Origin of the sequence: Vibrio panuliri, assembly GCF_009938205.1 — a bacterium.
Taxonomy (GTDB): domain Bacteria; phylum Pseudomonadota; class Gammaproteobacteria; order Enterobacterales; family Vibrionaceae; genus Vibrio; species Vibrio panuliri.
In genome coordinates, this window is sequence record NZ_AP019655.1 from 815,956 (window position 1) to 832,796 (window position 16,841).

The following is a 16,841-nucleotide window of genomic DNA, read 5'->3' on the forward strand; positions in this document are numbered from 1 at the left end:
TTTATAAGGCAGATAAAAGAAAAGCACCACATGGGTGCTTTTCTTTCGGATGTGAAGAATTACTTCTTACGGCAGTATTCAGCGATCACGTACATAGATTGGCCGCCGTTAACCTTACCTGAGATGTGTGTAGGATCATCAGTAAGACCAATACCACGGATAACTGTACCTTGCTTGATCACTTGAGTTGAGCCTTTGATTGGAAGGTCTTTGATTACTGTTACGTCGTCACCTTTTTTCAATTCAACGCCGTTGCAATCAAGAGGCTTATCATCAGCAGACATACCGATCATTGCCCAGTTTTTGGTTTCTTCTTCCATGTACATCATATCAAGTGCATCTTGTGCCCAGCTCTCGCTGTTAAGGCGAGTAAGCTGACGCCATGCAGTAACTTGAACTGGTACTACTTGACTCCACATGCTGTCGTTTAGACAACGCCAGTGGTTAATGTCTTTTGGTTCATCAATTTCGCCCAGACATTTGTCACATACCATGATGCCGTAATCCACAGTTACGTGGCTGTGCGGTGGTACCGCATAAGCAGTAAGAGGTGCTTCAGCAGCACATAATTCACACTTAGATTCGCAACGTTGTAGCATTGTAGCTTCAATAGACATAATGGACTCACATATAGTCGGGATTAATAACGGTGGCTATTATGCACTTTATCCGACTAATTAAAAGGGGTATTCGGTAAAGCAAAGGATTAACTGGTGTAAACTGATTTTCCATCGCGTTTTTCGTCCAAATAAACAACACTCACTGACATCTCAATAACTTATGCTGTGTGACATTGTAACATGACGTTGCATTTACTTTACCTCTTTAGTGCTGCACGGCATAATCGCTAGCGTTGTTATAGCAAATTAATAGGTTAACAGTGGAACTTCTGTCGATTGATTTTCTCGGCCGCCCTCTACGCCTTGAAGGGAGTATGGCTGGTTGGCAAGAACTGTATTGGGACAATCAGGTCGTGTCGCAAGTCGTAGCAGACTCAGAACGTGGTGAAACCACCTCACACCGCTTTCAATTACAAAAAGGTGAAGAAACCTTACTTTGTGAATTGGAGATTGCCTTAATTTGGCAGCCTTTTGCCTTATCTTACACAGCCAAATTAAATGGTGACGTGCTTGAGCAAGGGCAACGAAATCCCAAGGATATCGAACAGCAAACGCCGATTAATCCGCCCAAAGCGGAGCGTCGTTTTAGTTTGATTGGTCTTGTTTCTTTGGGTATGAAAATGCTCAAAAGTGCCAAACTGATTAAAGTCGTTCTTGCTTCAGCGAGCTTAGCTGCTTATTCATGGTTGTTTTCATTTCAGTTTGCGCTTGCCTTGATTGCTTGTTTAGTGGTGCATGAGTACGGCCATGTCAGAGCAATGAAGTATTTTGGTATGAAGACTAAAGGGATTTACTTGATCCCATTTCTAGGCGGGCTTGCGCTTTCTGATGAGAAGATTAACACGCGCTGGCAAGATGTAGTTATCTCTATCATGGGCCCCATGTTTGGCTTCGTCCTATCAGTGATACTTGTGCTTATCTACTGGCTTACCGGCGAAATATTCTTTGCTGGACTTGCCGCCTTCAACGCGTTTCTCAACTTGTTTAACTTACTGCCAATATTGCCACTCGACGGTGGTCATATTCTGAAAAGCATCAGTTTTTCAATGAACAGCGTTATGGGGCTAGTACTATGTACCGCAGCGGCTGTCGCGGGTATCGCATTAAGTTACACACTTGGCCTTAGCTTGCTTGGCTTTCTATTGATTATGGGTATGTTAGAGATTTTGCTTGAGTGGCGATATCGACATGCTAGCCACTTACTACCGTTGGATCGCTATGGTCAAGTCGTCGCGGGTATCTGGTATATAGCATTAGTGTCAGGGCTCATCGGAATCCTATGGTACTTTGCGCAATCAGGTGATGCTCTATTGCAATTACCACTGCAAATTCTGGGCACCTAGCCAGCTGCATAAAAAAGGAGCGTTCAACGGCGCTCCTTTTCTATTTTAACTACAATTAACCTTATACTTTGCAGTTAGGCTTTTGCGCTCCATAGCTTGGCAACTTACGCATAGTTGCCGTTAAATCTTCAATGCGGGTTCCATGAGAAGGGTGAGTTGAGAGTAACTCTGGCGGTTGTTGCCCTTTGGATGCTTTCGCCATATTTTGCCACAATGCGATACTTTGCCGAGGGTCAAACCCTGCGCGTGCCATTAGCTCTAAGCCAACAATATCGGCTTCAGATTCTTGAGTTCGCCCATAAGGTAATAAAACTCCCACCTGCACACCCAACCCCAACGCACTCATGGTGACATTTCGGTATTGTGCGTATTCAGATGCCCCCAGTGCAGCGTTAGTTATTTGCAGTCCAGCATTGGCGAGTTGGGTTTGTGACAAACGCTCGTTACTATGATCAGCTAACACGTGGGCAATTTCATGACCAATGACTGTCGCCAATTGATCTTGGTTTTTTGCCACGTTCAAAAGGCCGGTGTATACGCCAATTTTACCCCCGGGTAGGGCAAAAGCATTGACTTGTTCACTATCAAACACCACGACTTCCCACTGCTCAAAAGTCGGTTGCTTTGGTACCTGTTGCGTCACCGCAGAGGCGACGCATTGGACATAGCGATTTAACTTCGCATCGGTACTGACTTTCTGTTGCTGCTTCATCTGCTCGAAAGACTGAGCTCCTAAGTTACTCATATCGGAATCAGAAAAGAGCAACAACTGATTTCGTCCAGTAGGAGACGAACTGCAAGCTGTAAGACCAACAGCGAGAGCTAGTGCACTCCACTTAAACCATGACATAGTACTCTCCATGTAATTTCTCTATATTGGCTAATCATAACATTAGGTTACAATATCAGTAACCTACGTAAGCGGATATCAAGATGAAAATTTGGAAACGCGACATCAACCTAGACCGACTTAATCAAACGTCACAAAACACACTGATAGAGCATTTACACATTAAGTATAGTCAGCTTGGCGATGACTATATCTGTGCGACCATGCCAGTTTGCCACTTCACTCATCAACCACTAGGGATGCTGCATGGCGGTGCTTCCGTGGTATTGGCAGAAACACTGGGGTCTGTGGCGGCAAATTTCTGTGTAGCGGAGGACAGTTACTGTGTGGGCTTAGATATCAACGCAAATCATGTAAGAGCGATGCGTTCAGGAACCGTCACAGGCAAGGCCACGCCAATTCACTTAGGGGTTTCTACTCAGGTTTGGCAAATTAACATCACCGATGAGCGTGATCGTCTTGTTTGCACCAGTCGCCTAACTATTGCAGTAAAAAAGCATCGAGCCGCGAGAAGTAACCCTATGACAGCCAGTCAAATGACTTCAGAGTAAAAGAGAAGAATCCGCACCATGGTAATTGAATTTTCAATCGGAAAAATTATCGCTACGCCGCACGAAGTGGTGATTAAAATCCAAGGGACTCAGATGATCACTTTGCAAGCCCAGACTGATGCCATTCAGTTGATTGGTCGCGGTGCCAATGTTGTCACAGCAAACTGCAGCGAAGCGAAGTGGTCTATCAAACTTGATAATGAACAACAACTGCTTGACCTGGCTGCACAAATCGGGATTGCAATAGAGTAACCGCTTGATTACGTCCAGATAAATGAGGAAAATGGGTTGTCATTTCCCAATGTGAGTTTTCCTCTTTATGAGTAGCCCCCGTCTTAGAGTCCAATTCGAAACCTTGTTCGAACATTATGATGGTACGAACTGTGGTGTCCAACTGGAAGAAATCACCGACATTCTTTGCTGCACGCGCCGCAACGCACGGATCGTGTTAAATAAGATGGAAGAAGAGGGCTGGATTGAATGGCACCCGTCTCCTGGGCGAGGAAAACTGTCACAACTAAACTTCCGCCGCAGCCGTGCGGATGTGAGTGAAAACCTCGCAAGACGCTATCTCGAAGAGGGAAAAATAGGGCATGCCTTAAAAGTACTCGACCAAGATACAGCGAAACTGGCTCAGGTGGTTGAGAGTTATCTTGGCGTGCAACAACAAGAAGGGCGGCAAGTGGTTCGTTTACCTTATTATCGCCCTTTGCTCACCCTTAACCCGCTGGATAACATCCGCCGTTCAGAGCGACATATTGTTCGTCAACTCTTTAGCGGACTGACTAAACTTGATGAAAACGAAGAATTAAAGCCTGATTTGGCGCATACATGGGAAATGCTCACGCCGACGCATTGGCGTTTTTATATTCGTCCCTCGGTGCGTTTTCACAATGGTGATCTTTTGACTACTGATGCGATTGTCGAAAGCCTCGTTGGGCTTCGCCAACGTAAGCTGTTTGCTCACGTAGAAAAAGTCACGACAGCACAAAAAAACGTGGTAGATCTTCATCTAAGCCGTAGCGATTATCACCTGCCCATCTTACTGGCGGAGTCTTGTGCCAAAATACTGTTACCAAGCGCAAGTCGCAGTGATGAATATGACCAGTTTCCCATCGGAACCGGTCCTTATCGCGTGGCACAAAATGATGAGAAACGATTAGTCCTTCACGCCTTCGATGGCTATTTCGGTTTTCGACCGCTGATTGACAGCGTAGAAGTTTGGATGATTGATGACTTACATTCCTCGATGGTCTTCCCAAGTCTTTCTAAACCCATCGCTCCGCAGTCAGCGGTAGTCAGCGATGATGTCAAACTGGATCCAGGTTGTACTTACTTATTACTTAATCGATATGATGGGCTGGCGAAATCGGATGATTGGGCGATGTACTTTACTCAGCGCCTCTCATCCTTAAATGTGTTCAATCAACTCCCACAAGATAAAATTATTGAGCTTGGTGCGTTACCTGCACATGGATTAAAGCCGGGTTGGTATCATCATACTCGCCAAGCCCACTACGCTCCGCCACCGAGCTACCGCACCATTAATATCGCATACTATGACAAGCATCCTATGTTTCCCGCCCTCGCCAAAGCGCTGGAAAATCTGCTCAAGCAAGATGGACTTGAAGTGATGCTACACACTTACGATCTTGACGTGCCCAATACAAGTGAAGTGGACATTTGGTTAAAGCCAATGAGTATCGCGAACCATCGGGAAGACGCGATTGTGGGTTGGTTGATGGACTTTAGCGATATTGAAATGATGAGCCGTCCTGCTGATTTTACTCGACTGGTTGAAGTGATTACTGGTTGGCAAGCCCAAGAAGACGCCGCGTTTCCTGCCCATGAAATAGGTAAAGCCCTAGCTGACAACCTTCAGTTAGTGCCGATGTTTCACTGTTGGTTGGGGGTGAATCAAGATCAATGTGGCTCGTTGCAAAATGCTAAGTGCAATGCGCTAGGGTGGTTTGATTTTAGTAAAGTGTGGGTAAAACCATCAAATGAGAGATAATTTGCGTGGCGAAACCTAACAAAAAACAGCCCAGTAAGACCGTTGAAATTTATTGTGCAAATTGTAAATTTCAGCTTTTTAAGTACCGCAAAGGCGGAAAAGGGGCGTTAGTGAAATGTTTTAAGGAACGCATCGTCGAAGACAACACGACAACGCCCTGTATATGTCCAAAGTGTGGCAAAGAGTTTGCCAGAGACACTCTTGTGCGTGGCACCCCAGCATACAAAATGATAGGTGGTAAGGTCATTAGCAAATAATGCTGCTTTATTGGCAATTAACTTGTTGGTTCTCTTATAAAATCGCACAATCAAGCGCCTGTTTACTGCTTTATGTAACATTACTCACAAAACATTAAATCTTTTTGTGAATCGATTTAATGTTCGAAAAAAACTGTTAGAATACTCGGGAAATCCATTAATTTTGAATCGCAAATTTTGTTGAGTAGGGGTAAGGTATGGAACTAGGGCTAATCATCGCTTTCATCGTAGCAGCAGCTGTTATGGTTAAAAAAGAGATGGCAAACTCAAAATAATCATTCATTCAACCCATTTTTTTATACTTTTCTGAATGAAATGACAGAGAGGCCGGCATTTTGCTGGCTTTTGTCTTTTTTGACGCCGAGAAAGGGTTACGATGCTTTCTCCTTCGACTAGGCAGTGTTAAGGTGTAGCTATTACCTAGTGCAACTTGGCAGGAAGTCTCTCGTGCATAGTCCCATAACGCTTGAAGCATTACACATTCTCGATGCAATTGACCGACGGGGAAGTTTCGCAGCAGCAGCGAACGAGCTCGACAGAGCACCATCATCTCTTAGCTACCAAATCCAAAAGCTCGAACAAGACCTCGACATCACCATATTTGATCGCTCTGGTCACAAAGCGGTATTCACCGAAGCCGGCAAGTTGATCCTTGAAAGAGGACGCACATTGCTCACCGCGACAGAAAAATTAGTCAATGATGCCAGTGTGTTAGCCAACGGATGGGAATTAGACATTACCATCGCGTTTGATGGCATTGTTCAAGTCAACCACCTGTTTCCGTTAGTTGAAGCACTTGGCAACGTGAGTTCGACTCGCGTTCGCCTTCAAGAAGAGATCCTCGCTGGCTGCTGGGAAACGTTGGAAGAAGGTCGGGCTGATCTGCTCGTTTGCCCCAAGTTAGATTCTCTGCCTCTTGATGTAAAGTCAGAGACAATAGGGCATATCGATATGATATGGGTGGCAGCAACGAATCATTATGTTCACCGACGTGTCGGTGAGTTCAATGAACAAGCAAGAGAGAAGTACCGAGTGATTGCCATTGCTGATACTGCAAGAGAACAGCCGGCTATGTCGGTTAATGTCTTGCAGCGACAGCCCCGCCTAACAGTGAGTAATTTAGCGGCAAAGGTTGACGCATTAGTCGCAGGGTTGGGGATTGGCACCTTACCTTTGTCAGCAGCAAAACCTCTGATTGAACAGGGAAAGTTAAGCCAAATTGACGGTACTCAGCTATCCAAAATTGAAGTCATTATGGCGTGGAAGCGCAATCAAATTGGTGAAGCAAAATCTTGGTGTATCCAATACTTAAAGAAACATTGGCAGCAAAACTCTGGATGATTGATTACGCTTGAACTGAATAAGAAAACACAAACAGTTCAAGCGTTGGCTACTAACTTACTCTTGTAAGGGTAATACCATATCAGCTGTACCATCTTCGAACTGGATATCGGTTTTAAAACCAAGGCTTTGCGCTAGCATCAACATACCTCTATTGCTTGGCATGGTAATACCTGACATACGAAGCGTTCCTTTGTTGCGACAGTAATCGATGACTTTCGTCATGAGAATTTTACCCAAGCCTTTGCCTTTTAAGTCAGAGCGTATCAACACTGCAAATTCAGCGTCACTATTGTCGTGATTGATCAATGCACGGCTGACGCCAATAATTTCTTGGCGATTACCTACATTATATACCGCAACAAACGCCATCTCTCTGTCGTAATCAATTTGGGTCAGTTTTGCGAGAGCTTCATGATTAAACTCGCCGACCTCAGAGAAGAATCGTTTATAAAGATCATCTCGTGAGACACCATGGATAAACGCAGCGTGTAGCGGCTCATCTTCCGGCAGTATAGGGCGCAGCAATATATTACTGCCATCTTTGAGCATGCTTTGCTCCTCATACTCAACCGGATAGGGTCTAATCGCCAGTCTGCGCTGGGCGTCACCTTGATATTGCTTAAGCGTCATATCCGCATCGAGAATCGAAAATTGGCGACCATTCGCGAGTACTGGATGAATATCCAGTTCATGAACTTGCGGACAATCAACAACAATCTGAGAGATTTTAACTAACACTTCAGACAAGCCATCTATATCAATTGGCTCGGGAAGTTTTTGTAGCCGTATTTTGCCCCCTTTGATCGCTCGCACGATTAGATAACGCGCAAGTGTCATGTTCAGTGGAGGCAAAGCCGAAGCGGCATCAATGTTTTCGTCCCATTCCGAGCCACCTTGACCAAGCAATATCACCGGACCGAAGGTCTCATCATACTTAACTTTAATTCGTAGCTCTTCTCCTCCGGCAAGTTTTGCCATTCCTTGCACCAACAAACCATGGATATTGGCCGACGGGTAGGAGAGTTGGGTTCGATCGAGGATCGCTTGTGCCGCACTGGCAACTTCAGCACTATTGCGCAAATTCAGCATCACACCTTGCACGTCCGATTTGTGCGCGATATCCGGTGAACGCAGTTTCACCGCCACTGGATAACCAATTTCACTTGCCACATGCACAGCTTCGCTTGCATCACTGGCTATCCATGTCGGTAATACGTCAAACTTAAAGTACTTAAGAAATGGACCAATTTGATGAGTATCGAGGTTAATTGACTCTTGATCGGCTAACTGCCTCGTCAACCATTGGTTGGCGCTAGTCACTTCACTCACATGAACAGGTTCAGCCGTTGTTGGGGTTTCCATTAACTGTTTTTGATTTCGGCGGTATTCGACCAAATGCATGAACGCCACGACGGCGCTCTCTGCGGTGCGGTAAGTCGGGATACCAGCCTCAGTAAAAATGGAGCGAGCGGGGCGAGCCGTCAGTTCGCCAGACCAATTGGTTAAAATATTAAAACGGCGATGCCGAGGATGTGCTTTTACAGCGTCAACGATAGCACGCGCCGTATCTTCGGAATGAGCAATCGCTGAAGGGCTATGCATGATCAAAATCGCATCACAACAGTCACTGTCCATTAAACTATTGAGTGTATCAATATAACGCTTGGCGCTCGCGTCACCCACCATATCGATCGGGTTACTGCGGCTCCAACTACTTGGGAGTATTTTGTCGAGTTTAGACATGGTGTAGTCATCTAAACTGGCTAATTTACCGCCTCGATCTAGCAAAGTATCGACAGCCATTATCGCCGGCCCACCACCATTAGTAATTATCGCGAGCCTTTCACCCCTTAGTGGCACTGAGTGAGTCAGAGTTTCTACCGCTGCGAATAACTCGTGAGAGTTTTGTACTCTTAACATCCCTGTACGGCGAATCGCGGAATCATAAATGATATCTAATGTATCGCTTCCACCGGTATGTGCTTTTGCGGCTCTACGTCCTTCAACCGTTTTTCCCCCTTTGAGAACGAGGATACGTCGATTTCGAGAAGCCCCTCGCGCTGCAGACATAAATCGTCGCGCATCTTTAATCGAATCAACGTAAAGAAGGATCGCTTCAGTGTGACTGTCTGTACTGAGATGATCCAAAAGATCTGCAAAATCGACATCAATCGCGTTGCCCAGAGAGATAAACGCAGAAAAGCCAATATTCTTATCATTGGCCCAATCGAGAATTGTGGTGCACATCGCCGCAGATTGAGAGATAAAAGCAATCTTGCCTTTTTTCGGGCTCACTGGTGAAAAAGAAGCGTTAAACTTCAACCAAGGTAACATGATGCCAAGACTATTAGGCCCAAGAAGACGAATTCCAGAAGCTTGAGCGATGCCGACGCATAGCTCTTGAATGGTTTCTCCTGTGCTGCTGGCTTCATGCATGTCAGCAGACAACACAATGACGGATTTAACCCCTTTGGCTGCCAACTGATTGAACAGCTCAATATTGCGGCTTGCATGCGTACAAAGAATTGCAACATCCGGCACGATAGGGAGAGAATCAATATCACGATAAGCAAGCACACCTGCAACAGATTTGTACTTTGGTGTCACAGGCATGATTGCGCCTTCAAATCCGCCAAGTAACAAATTTTTCATAACAATATTGCCTGCGCGCATTGGCTGTATAGAAGCGCCAATCACGGCAATAGAGCTTGGTTTCAGCAGGTGGTTCAGATTGCTCATACATCATCTTCCTAACGTGTTATTTACTATATCGTAACGGAGATAATTGGATACGGCAGAATAATTTGATGGAGTTTTAATCAGATCAACCTAAGCTTTGATTACTTTGTGTTACAAGTCACAGAGTCTCGTAATATAATAGCTTTGTTGGCTTGATTCTGCCGCCTTCTAACGGCATGATTTAATGTAATTTCTATCTAGGGCTTAAAGATTCCATGAAAAAAATAGCAATCGTTGGTTTGTCCGTATTACTGTCTGCTTGTGTTTCAAGTCAGTACACGACTGATGTGAGTTCAGAAAGTTACCGCGAAGATTACAAAGTTGCACAAGTTGAGCAACCTGTAACTGAAACGGTCGTTGAAGAGGTGGTGACAACACCAGCTCAGAACAAACCAGCTGTGACCATTATTCCGCCGTCTAACAAACAGCAAAATGCTCAAATGGCACGTTATGGTTACACTATCCAAGTAGTTGCTGTTGGCTCTCAAACCAAGGTAGACCATTTTGCGCGTCAATTACCAAATAACGGTCAGCCGATTTGGGAGAACTACAAAGTTGTGAATGGTACCAAATGGTACACAGTTCTTTACGGAGACTACGCCACACAAGCAGATGCTAAAAAAGCGATCTCACGTCTTCCTAGTGAGTTCCAAGCGCTAAAACCATTTGTGAAGAGCATTGATACAATCAAGAACTCTCCATACCCAACGCTCAATAAGCTGAACTAACTTTAAGAAGGGGGCGCGAGCCCCTTTTTTTATCCTAACGCCAACACGTTAATGTCATATCCACGCACTCTTATTCGTATTGCATTCAAGTTCTCGGCCCATATAGCCATGTCATGCGTCAATCGTGCGTGCGAACAAGGCTCATTTTTTCGTCTGTCAGAGCAAAACGAAAAGAAAAGTAGAGCTTATGGCGTGTATCTTTAACGTGATTTTATTATCATATCGCCTCACTAGCTTTTAGGCATCACGGAAAGATTTTTAATGAAAACAACATCTATTCTTCTTCTATGCGGCGGCGGCTCATCAGAGCACGAAGTATCATTAGTTTCCGCCAACTATCTGCAATCACAACTTCGTCTTACTCCTGACTTTGATGTTATTCGTGTAGAAATGAAGAAAGAGGGTTGGTTCACGGAACAAGGTGAACTCGCGCTCCTTGATACTAACTCAGGCCAGCTCAACTTCGGTGGCAACAGCCTACATATAGATTTTGTCATTCCATGTATTCACGGTTTCCCTGGAGAAACAGGCGATATTCAATCCTTACTTGAGCTATCGGGGATTCCTTATCTAGGCTGCCGTGCTGAAGCCAGCACAAATAGTTTCAATAAAATCACCTCAAAGCTTTGGTATGACGCACTCGGTATTCCAAATACGCCATATTTATTCCTTTCAGAGAATAGCCCTGAAGCCTTCCAACGCACTGCAAATGCGATGAAAGAGTGGGGAAGTGTGTTTGTCAAAGCAGCATGTCAGGGCTCATCGGTAGGATGTTACAAGGTCACGTCAATTGAGCAGCTACAACAAGCCATTGATGATGCGTTTACCTTCTCTAACCAAGTATTAGTAGAGAAAGCCGTTAAACCGCGTGAACTCGAAGTTGCCGCATACGAATACCAAGGCGAGCTAATCCTTACCTTACCAGGTGAAGTGAAAGCACCTGAAGATACGTTCTACAGCTACGAAGAGAAATATGCTTCTGATAGTCACTCAACAACGGATATTGTGGCGCAGAATCTGACTCAAGAGCAGGTTGAAACCATTCGAGTTAATGCTGAGAAAGTGTTTAAGCAGATGAAATTACGCCACCTTTCGCGTATCGACTTCTTCTTAACACCAGAAGGTGATATTTACCTCAATGAGGTGAACACCTTCCCAGGAATGACGCCAATTTCGATGTTCCCTAAAATGCTTGAGAACCATGGACACAAGTTCCACGAGTTTCTTGCCGATTGCGTAAAATCATCGATTTAGCGCTCGATATGCGTGAATGATAAGTAGCGCATTTTCTCAAGTTCTGCTCGTGCCTCATTGCCTACGTATTGATAAGGCATGGCAGGACTTAACCAGCGTCCCGCATATTGAATATCACGAATTTTCACACCTTGCTTAGCAAGATCTTGCACAGCACCAACACGCAAAGACTGCCCAGAAAAGTGATAACTTAGGCCAAGACGTTCGCTAGCATTCTTAAGAATACGGTAGATAGAAGAGTCATTAAGTGGCTCGTAACTAAGATTCCCGTGTCTATCAATGGCTGTAAACACAAACTCTCCCTCATTGCCACGAACATTTAACCAACGATAAAGTGCTAGGCTTGCCGCGCGAGATAAGGTGATTTCCTCGTTTCCCACCATAAGAGCAATATAATCATCATTAATGATCAGGTGGTTGAAGCTTAACTGTTTCAATTCAAATCGCTTCAGTACCCCTTCGAACATCACGTGGTAGAGCGCTAAGTCTCGCCAATCCTTTATCGAAGGCGAATGCAATAATACTTGATGTAACGTATCGAGATGCTCACGAGTAAACGCATTGGTCGAATGAGCATCACCTTTCTTATCAAGACGTATTGCCGCCAACGCAGTTTGAACTCGGCTGTTTTTGGTTGGGTCAGGATAACTCAGCACACGATGAATGACAGATATAGTGACAATGTAACGTTTAATCGTCGCGTATTTACGCTTTAATGAGGCTTTCTCTACATACATACGCACCGCAGTACTTGAAGCTGGCAGCATCGTCACGCCTTTCTCATGACAAAACTCAACAAACAAGTTCCAATCTTTGGTTAACGCCAGCAAAGAGCTCGAGGAATAGGCGTGCCCCGTAAGCTCATTGACCTGATCGGTCTCTACAGATTGAGAAAATTGGCGGCTATAGTGCTGAATTTTTTCTAAATCTGTCACTATCGGTACGTTATTTTTCAAACAGAATCACCATTTAGTAAAGTATCGTGACAAATATACTTGCTTAACAGTATTTTACAATTATGATTACTAGTAACACTGATGAAAAGAACAATAAGTATGGCTGTTGCAACATATCGAGGATTCGAATTGAAATCAGTTGGCTCAACAACTGAGATTTGGCAAGTCCAAATAAAAAACCGTGTATTACAAGGACAGATGGCGGCGCTCAAGAAGAGTATCGACTGGTTCTGTGATTCTGCCACCTTAATAGATCCGAAAGAGTTTGCTTCCCTTGCAAAAACAAGAGAAGGCTCATCAAAAGCAGTGCAAGAAAACTTTAATGGCTATATCATTAAAAACGATACTGGCGAACCAAACGCTTGGTATTGTTTTTTTAATGGAAAGCTTATCAAAGGCGGAAAATTGGCCATTCAAAAACACATTGAAGGTTATCTTGTCGCCAAAAAGCGAGCTGAGCAACAAAAGAAATAGTCATGACATTAGTATATTCGACCGAAGTCGGTCGCATTAAGCAGGAAGAAGAAAAGCCAACACGCCCAAAAGGCGACGGTATTGTTCGTATCCAAAAGCAAACTAAAGGCCGAAAAGGTAAGGGCGTTAGCATTATCACAGGTCTAGATATGGATGACGTGCAACTAAAACTGATCGCAGCAGAACTCAAAAAAGTCTGTGGATGTGGCGGTGCAGTGAAGGATGGCACGATCGAAATTCAAGGTGATGCTCGAGATAAAATCAAAGCTCACCTTGAGAAAAAAGGCCATACAGTTAAGCTAGCTGGCGGTTAATTCAACCCAGTGAAAGAGCGCTTTAAAGCGCTCTTTGTGATCTTAAACGGCTGAAATATAGCGCTCTACATCTCATCTTATTGGACCAGTTTTTGCCAACCTCGCTATTTCATTTTTATTATATACTCAAGCACCTTAGGGTTAGCGTGTATAAAAGGAAGTATCGTATAGGGAGCAAACTGTGCTGCATCAATGTCTAGTACGACTTAAACAACCATTTATTAAAGCGGTGCCGGTGCCAGAACCCAAGGCAATTATTGGTTGGGGGAAAATATCCGAGATTGCGAATGTTTGCCGCGAACTTGGAGTAACTAAACCATTAATCGTCACCGACAGTAACATTGTTCAAATCGGCTTATTAGATCGCCTGTTGAACCCGTTGCACCAAAGCAATATTCAGCCCTGTATATTTAAAGACGTTGAACCCGATCCTGGTTTTTTAACGGTTCGAAGGGGCGTTGCACTATACAAACAGCATGCTAGAGACTCTGTAATCGCGTTAGGTGGTGGTTCCGTTATTGATTGCGCAAAAGCCATTACAGCCTGTATAAAAACCAATAAAGATATTGCTAAGTTGCCGGGGTTGCTGACTGTACGCCGACGTCTAATGCCTGTTATCGCAATTCCAACTACCGCGGGAACAGGTTCAGAAGGAACAGTCGCAGCGGTTTTAAGTGACACCGAGAAGCGTAAAAAACGCGTGATTACAGATCCATTTATCGTACCTAAAATTGCCTTAGTTGACGCGCAACTGATGGTGGGACTTCCAACCAATATGACAGCCGAGACAGGCATTGATGCTTTGACACACGCAATAGAGTCATATCTAAGCTTCTATTCAACATCATATACCCGAAAATTGTCACTAGATTCAATTGCTCGCATATTTAGCTACTTAGAGCTTGCCGCTAACAAGGGGACGGATCAAGTTGCGAGGGAGCAAATGGCGATTGCCAGTTATCAAGCAGGTCTCGCGTTTACTCGTACTTATGTTGGTTACGTTCACGCCATTGCACATCAACTTGGCGCTACGTATCACGTTCCACACGGCAGGGCGAACGCAATAGTTTTGACTCACGTGCTTAAGTTCTACCGCGATAATCAGTGCCCAAGGCTGACAAAATTGGCACACGACTTAAGCTACCAAAACAGCGATCAACTTATCAAACGAATAGACACCTTACTTAAGGCGCTTTCGGTTCCTTTAAATCTACCGATGCTCAAAGCTGACGATATCAACGAACTCGCAAAGTCTTCGATTAAAGAAGCGTTTGGCGAATATCCTGTGCCAATCGAAATGAGCGTCAGCCAGTGTGAGGCAATCCTAAGAAAGTTGCTCGTTTCAGAATATCACTAAATAAAATGCGTTAAGAAATCGCAAGCAATATACAACCAAATCAATCAACGATGATTAGGTTGTATATTAAGTACTTTATGGTAAATCAGTTATGTTAAGTATTACAGGCAAAGCACAAGAGAGTAGACATACCAACCAGAATACACCTTAAACTAATGTGGATTATATTTAACATAAGATAGACAATTCGTACTACGTTAACATTTCAAAAAATCCAATAACTACAATGAGATAGGGACTAAAAAGCCCCTGTGCACGGCTGTGCAAAATGCACATTTCATACCGAATCCGTTTGCGTTGTTTCCTCTTTGTTAGAGTCCCTCAAAAGAGTAGTAATTTTGTCGGGTTTTAGCCTCAAATCCTCGCCTATCGTTGCTGCCAACATCTCCTTAGCTTCTTGAGGTATAAGGCTTTTTTCGCATAGATTACCTATAAGGACATGATACTTATCTAATCCGAGCTCATCTGCAAATCTAAGTGCATTACTAATAGACAAAGATTCTCCTTTTTTATATCTCAATATCAAACCGTGGCTAATGCCCATTAAACAAGCTAGTTCTCTATAAGTACTTACGTTATATCTGACACTTAGCTTATTTAAAATATCAATTGAAGTAATCATGCAGACCTCCTCAAGCATTATTGAATAACGAAAAAGGTCGGTATACATAGGGGTATACGTAAGTTTGTGTACGTTTTAGTATGCAAGCCTCATTTGTGCATGGAGTTTTAGGGAAATGAAAACAATCTCGTTTTTAGAATACTCCGGCCTTTGGTGCTTATCTTCTGCATCAAACGATATGTCTATCGTGTTCGATTCAGTGACTCGCACAAATAACGCAGGAGAGCTTAAGTTGTTCAACAACGGCAAACTTTGCGGAATGGCCGAGGTATCGAAGAACCAACTTGAGAAGATTTACAAAGAAGTGGGGTTTACGACTAATGAAAACTAAGTACAGCCAAGAACATATCGACAAAGCGTGTGCGCTGTTCCGTCGTGCGCTAGAAATTACAAGCACAACAGACACTGCCATCTACATAGATTTCGGTGGTCACGTTAGCCGATTGAGTATCTTCACTATAGATAAAGAGATGAGAATCGATCATAGCCAATCATTGAGTACATTTTTAGATGGATTATCAATCGAAAGTGAGAACGAAAAAATTAATCCCTTTTTCAAAGAAGCCAACGAACTATTAGATAAATTCGAGAAATAGAACAAGCAATGACTAAACGCAATCTACAACGCAGTAACCGAGGCCTAGCCAAGCTAAACCGCTTGCACTGGGACAACGTTATTAAATGCCCGTCAGCAAGCGCATTTGCGCTTTCTGACCGTGGTTGCGCTGTGCGTATGTCTCTCTTGCTCGATGTGGCAAAGTTTATGGATGTGATGATCTCCGAAATGGATTTCATCACCAACAAAATAGGCGTAGATACTCGATCAGGTTTTCTTGTTAGAACGTGGGCTTATATTGCCGATAAAATGGGCGTGCCAGAATGGCGCGTTAAGCAATGTAAAATCTTTGCTGAATCTCGAGAGTGGGTGACATCAGATCAACCCAAAGAGTACGAGAATGGCGAGTGGGTTTGCCTAGCCTCAATCAAACGTGTTACTCAAAAATACTTTGATGATCTAGGCTTAACGAAAGCCAAAGAAGAAGCAAAGAACGCGGCTATTACTAAGATTGTCGATAAATCAAAATCTATGTCTCTTCCTGTGGGTTATTTACTGACCCCTATATCAATGCTCCGCAAAATCAAAAAGACGCTGACTGTAAGCTGGGAAGCGTATTTTAAAGACTACAAAAACCGCAAGCGCTGCGCCGACATACCTTACTAGACCAAACCCAAAACCGAAGAGATAAAAAAGCCCCTTAACTGGGGCTTTCGGCGTTATCGCGTGACTTGTGTGTATATAATTTAGACGTAACAATTCGTAAAAAACTAATTCACTTTTAAATTGGTTATGCAAGCTAATTTAGCAATAGCTACCGTTGTTCAGTTTTTGATCTTATCAACTTTCACATTTGATCCTT

Annotated in this window: 19 protein-coding genes; 14 read left to right on the plus strand and 5 right to left on the minus strand. The window is 43.9% G+C overall.

The features are described from left to right. Positions 1–59: 59 nt before the first annotated feature. Positions 60–617 carry a PhnA domain-containing protein gene (locus tag GZK95_RS18380; RefSeq protein WP_075710777.1) on the minus strand — a complete coding sequence of 186 codons (558 nt, stop codon included), beginning with the start codon at positions 615–617 and terminating at the stop codon, positions 60–62. 263 nt (positions 618–880) lie between these two features. On the opposite strand from GZK95_RS18380, the gene GZK95_RS18385 reads away from it, so the two are divergent. Next, positions 881–1,963 (plus strand): site-2 protease family protein, encoded by a 1,083-nt coding sequence (locus GZK95_RS18385; protein WP_171972108.1) that lies wholly within the window; start codon positions 881–883, stop codon positions 1,961–1,963. A 61-nt stretch (positions 1,964–2,024) separates the two neighbouring features. On the opposite strand, the gene GZK95_RS18390 is transcribed toward GZK95_RS18385, so the two are convergent. After that, the gene (locus tag GZK95_RS18390; protein ID WP_075710781.1) at positions 2,025–2,813 is read right to left on the minus strand and encodes a M48 family metallopeptidase; all 789 of its coding nucleotides are present in this window, start codon (positions 2,811–2,813) and stop codon (positions 2,025–2,027) included. A gap of 83 nt (positions 2,814–2,896) precedes the next feature. Here GZK95_RS18390 and GZK95_RS18395 point away from each other — a divergent pair, with 83 nt between their 5' ends. From GZK95_RS18395 to GZK95_RS18415, 5 genes are all read left to right on the plus strand, one after another. Then, positions 2,897–3,364, plus strand: coding sequence for a hotdog fold thioesterase (locus GZK95_RS18395; protein WP_075715207.1), 468 nt, complete (start codon positions 2,897–2,899; stop codon positions 3,362–3,364). Between the two features lie 18 nt (positions 3,365–3,382). Next, the gene (locus GZK95_RS18400) at positions 3,383–3,616 is read left to right on the plus strand and encodes a DUF3389 domain-containing protein (protein ID WP_075710785.1); all 234 of its coding nucleotides are present in this window, start codon (positions 3,383–3,385) and stop codon (positions 3,614–3,616) included. Positions 3,617–3,683: 67 nt separating this feature from the next. Then, a complete protein-coding gene (locus GZK95_RS18405) occupies positions 3,684–5,378 on the plus strand; it encodes an SgrR family transcriptional regulator (protein WP_075710787.1) in 1,695 nt (564 codons plus the stop codon). Positions 5,379–5,383: 5 nt separating this feature from the next. After that, on the plus strand, positions 5,384–5,635 hold the full coding sequence (locus GZK95_RS18410) for a hypothetical protein (protein ID WP_075710789.1): 252 nt from the start codon (positions 5,384–5,386) through the stop codon (positions 5,633–5,635). Between the two features lie 447 nt (positions 5,636–6,082). Next, positions 6,083–6,976, plus strand: coding sequence for a LysR family transcriptional regulator (locus GZK95_RS18415; protein WP_075715205.1), 894 nt, complete (start codon positions 6,083–6,085; stop codon positions 6,974–6,976). Between the two features lie 57 nt (positions 6,977–7,033). Here the strand turns inward: GZK95_RS18415 and GZK95_RS18420 are convergent, their stop codons facing one another. Beyond that, the gene (locus GZK95_RS18420; protein ID WP_075715203.1) at positions 7,034–9,718 is read right to left on the minus strand and encodes a bifunctional acetate--CoA ligase family protein/GNAT family N-acetyltransferase; all 2,685 of its coding nucleotides are present in this window, start codon (positions 9,716–9,718) and stop codon (positions 7,034–7,036) included. Positions 9,719–9,933: 215 nt separating this feature from the next. Here GZK95_RS18420 and GZK95_RS18425 point away from each other — a divergent pair, with 215 nt between their 5' ends. Both GZK95_RS18425 and GZK95_RS18430 read left to right on the plus strand, forming a co-directional pair. Beyond that, positions 9,934–10,446, plus strand: a complete 513-nt coding sequence (locus tag GZK95_RS18425) for an SPOR domain-containing protein (protein ID WP_075715201.1) — start codon at positions 9,934–9,936, stop codon at positions 10,444–10,446. A gap of 261 nt (positions 10,447–10,707) precedes the next feature. Further along, positions 10,708–11,700 (plus strand): D-alanine--D-alanine ligase, encoded by a 993-nt coding sequence (locus GZK95_RS18430; RefSeq protein ID WP_075715199.1) that lies wholly within the window; start codon positions 10,708–10,710, stop codon positions 11,698–11,700. Here the strand turns inward: GZK95_RS18430 and GZK95_RS18435 are convergent. Then, positions 11,697–12,656, minus strand: coding sequence for a tyrosine-type recombinase/integrase (locus GZK95_RS18435; RefSeq protein ID WP_075715197.1), 960 nt, complete (start codon positions 12,654–12,656; stop codon positions 11,697–11,699). The genes GZK95_RS18430 and GZK95_RS18435 overlap by 4 nt on opposite strands. A 99-nt stretch (positions 12,657–12,755) precedes the next feature. Here GZK95_RS18435 and GZK95_RS18440 point away from each other — a divergent pair, with 99 nt between their 5' ends. From GZK95_RS18440 to GZK95_RS18450, 3 genes are all read left to right on the plus strand, one after another. Further along, the gene (locus GZK95_RS18440; RefSeq protein ID WP_075715195.1) at positions 12,756–13,130 is read left to right on the plus strand and encodes a DUF3319 domain-containing protein; all 375 of its coding nucleotides are present in this window, start codon (positions 12,756–12,758) and stop codon (positions 13,128–13,130) included. 2 nt (positions 13,131–13,132) lie between these two features. Continuing rightward, entirely contained in the window at positions 13,133–13,444 is a 312-nt protein-coding gene (gene yciH, locus GZK95_RS18445; protein WP_075710803.1) for a stress response translation initiation inhibitor YciH, read from the plus strand. Positions 13,445–13,625: 181 nt separating this feature from the next. Further along, complete coding sequence (locus GZK95_RS18450; protein WP_075715193.1) at positions 13,626–14,801, plus strand: iron-containing alcohol dehydrogenase; 1,176 nt, start codon at positions 13,626–13,628, stop codon at positions 14,799–14,801. A gap of 277 nt (positions 14,802–15,078) precedes the next feature. On the opposite strand, the gene GZK95_RS18455 is transcribed toward GZK95_RS18450, so the two are convergent. Beyond that, entirely contained in the window at positions 15,079–15,423 is a 345-nt protein-coding gene (locus tag GZK95_RS18455) for a hypothetical protein (RefSeq protein WP_075715191.1), read from the minus strand. A gap of 115 nt (positions 15,424–15,538) precedes the next feature. Between GZK95_RS18455 and GZK95_RS18460 the strand changes: the two genes are divergently transcribed. Genes GZK95_RS18460 through GZK95_RS18470 form a run of 3 tightly spaced genes read left to right on the plus strand, consistent with a single transcriptional unit; the run spans position 15,539 to position 16,645 of the window. Continuing rightward, positions 15,539–15,754 (plus strand): hypothetical protein, encoded by a 216-nt coding sequence (locus GZK95_RS18460; RefSeq protein ID WP_075715188.1) that lies wholly within the window; start codon positions 15,539–15,541, stop codon positions 15,752–15,754. Then, positions 15,744–16,019, plus strand: a complete 276-nt coding sequence (locus tag GZK95_RS18465; protein ID WP_075715185.1) for a hypothetical protein — start codon at positions 15,744–15,746, stop codon at positions 16,017–16,019. Before GZK95_RS18460 ends, GZK95_RS18465 begins: the two co-directional genes overlap by 11 nt. An 8-nt stretch (positions 16,020–16,027) precedes the next feature. Next, positions 16,028–16,645 (plus strand): hypothetical protein, encoded by a 618-nt coding sequence (locus GZK95_RS18470; RefSeq protein WP_075715183.1) that lies wholly within the window; start codon positions 16,028–16,030, stop codon positions 16,643–16,645. Positions 16,646–16,841: the final 196 nt, after the last annotated feature.

Coding starts and splice junctions, on each gene's coding strand:
- GZK95_RS18380 (WP_075710777.1), bottom strand. CDS start 617: ATGTCTATTGAAGCTACAATGCTACAACGTTGCGAATCTAAGTGTGAA.
- GZK95_RS18390 (WP_075710781.1), bottom strand. CDS start 2,813: ATGTCATGGTTTAAGTGGAGTGCACTAGCTCTCGCTGTTGGTCTTACA.
- GZK95_RS18395 (WP_075715207.1), top strand. CDS start 2,897: ATGAAAATTTGGAAACGCGACATCAACCTAGACCGACTTAATCAAACG.
- GZK95_RS18400 (WP_075710785.1), top strand. CDS start 3,383: ATGGTAATTGAATTTTCAATCGGAAAAATTATCGCTACGCCGCACGAA.
- GZK95_RS18405 (WP_075710787.1), top strand. CDS start 3,684: ATGAGTAGCCCCCGTCTTAGAGTCCAATTCGAAACCTTGTTCGAACAT.
- GZK95_RS18420 (WP_075715203.1), bottom strand. CDS start 9,718: ATGAGCAATCTGAACCACCTGCTGAAACCAAGCTCTATTGCCGTGATT.
- GZK95_RS18425 (WP_075715201.1), top strand. CDS start 9,934: ATGAAAAAAATAGCAATCGTTGGTTTGTCCGTATTACTGTCTGCTTGT.
- GZK95_RS18430 (WP_075715199.1), top strand. CDS start 10,708: ATGAAAACAACATCTATTCTTCTTCTATGCGGCGGCGGCTCATCAGAG.
- GZK95_RS18440 (WP_075715195.1), top strand. CDS start 12,756: ATGGCTGTTGCAACATATCGAGGATTCGAATTGAAATCAGTTGGCTCA.
- yciH (WP_075710803.1), top strand. CDS start 13,133: ATGACATTAGTATATTCGACCGAAGTCGGTCGCATTAAGCAGGAAGAA.
- GZK95_RS18455 (WP_075715191.1), bottom strand. CDS start 15,423: ATGATTACTTCAATTGATATTTTAAATAAGCTAAGTGTCAGATATAAC.
- GZK95_RS18460 (WP_075715188.1), top strand. CDS start 15,539: ATGAAAACAATCTCGTTTTTAGAATACTCCGGCCTTTGGTGCTTATCT.
- GZK95_RS18465 (WP_075715185.1), top strand. CDS start 15,744: ATGAAAACTAAGTACAGCCAAGAACATATCGACAAAGCGTGTGCGCTG.
- GZK95_RS18470 (WP_075715183.1), top strand. CDS start 16,028: ATGACTAAACGCAATCTACAACGCAGTAACCGAGGCCTAGCCAAGCTA.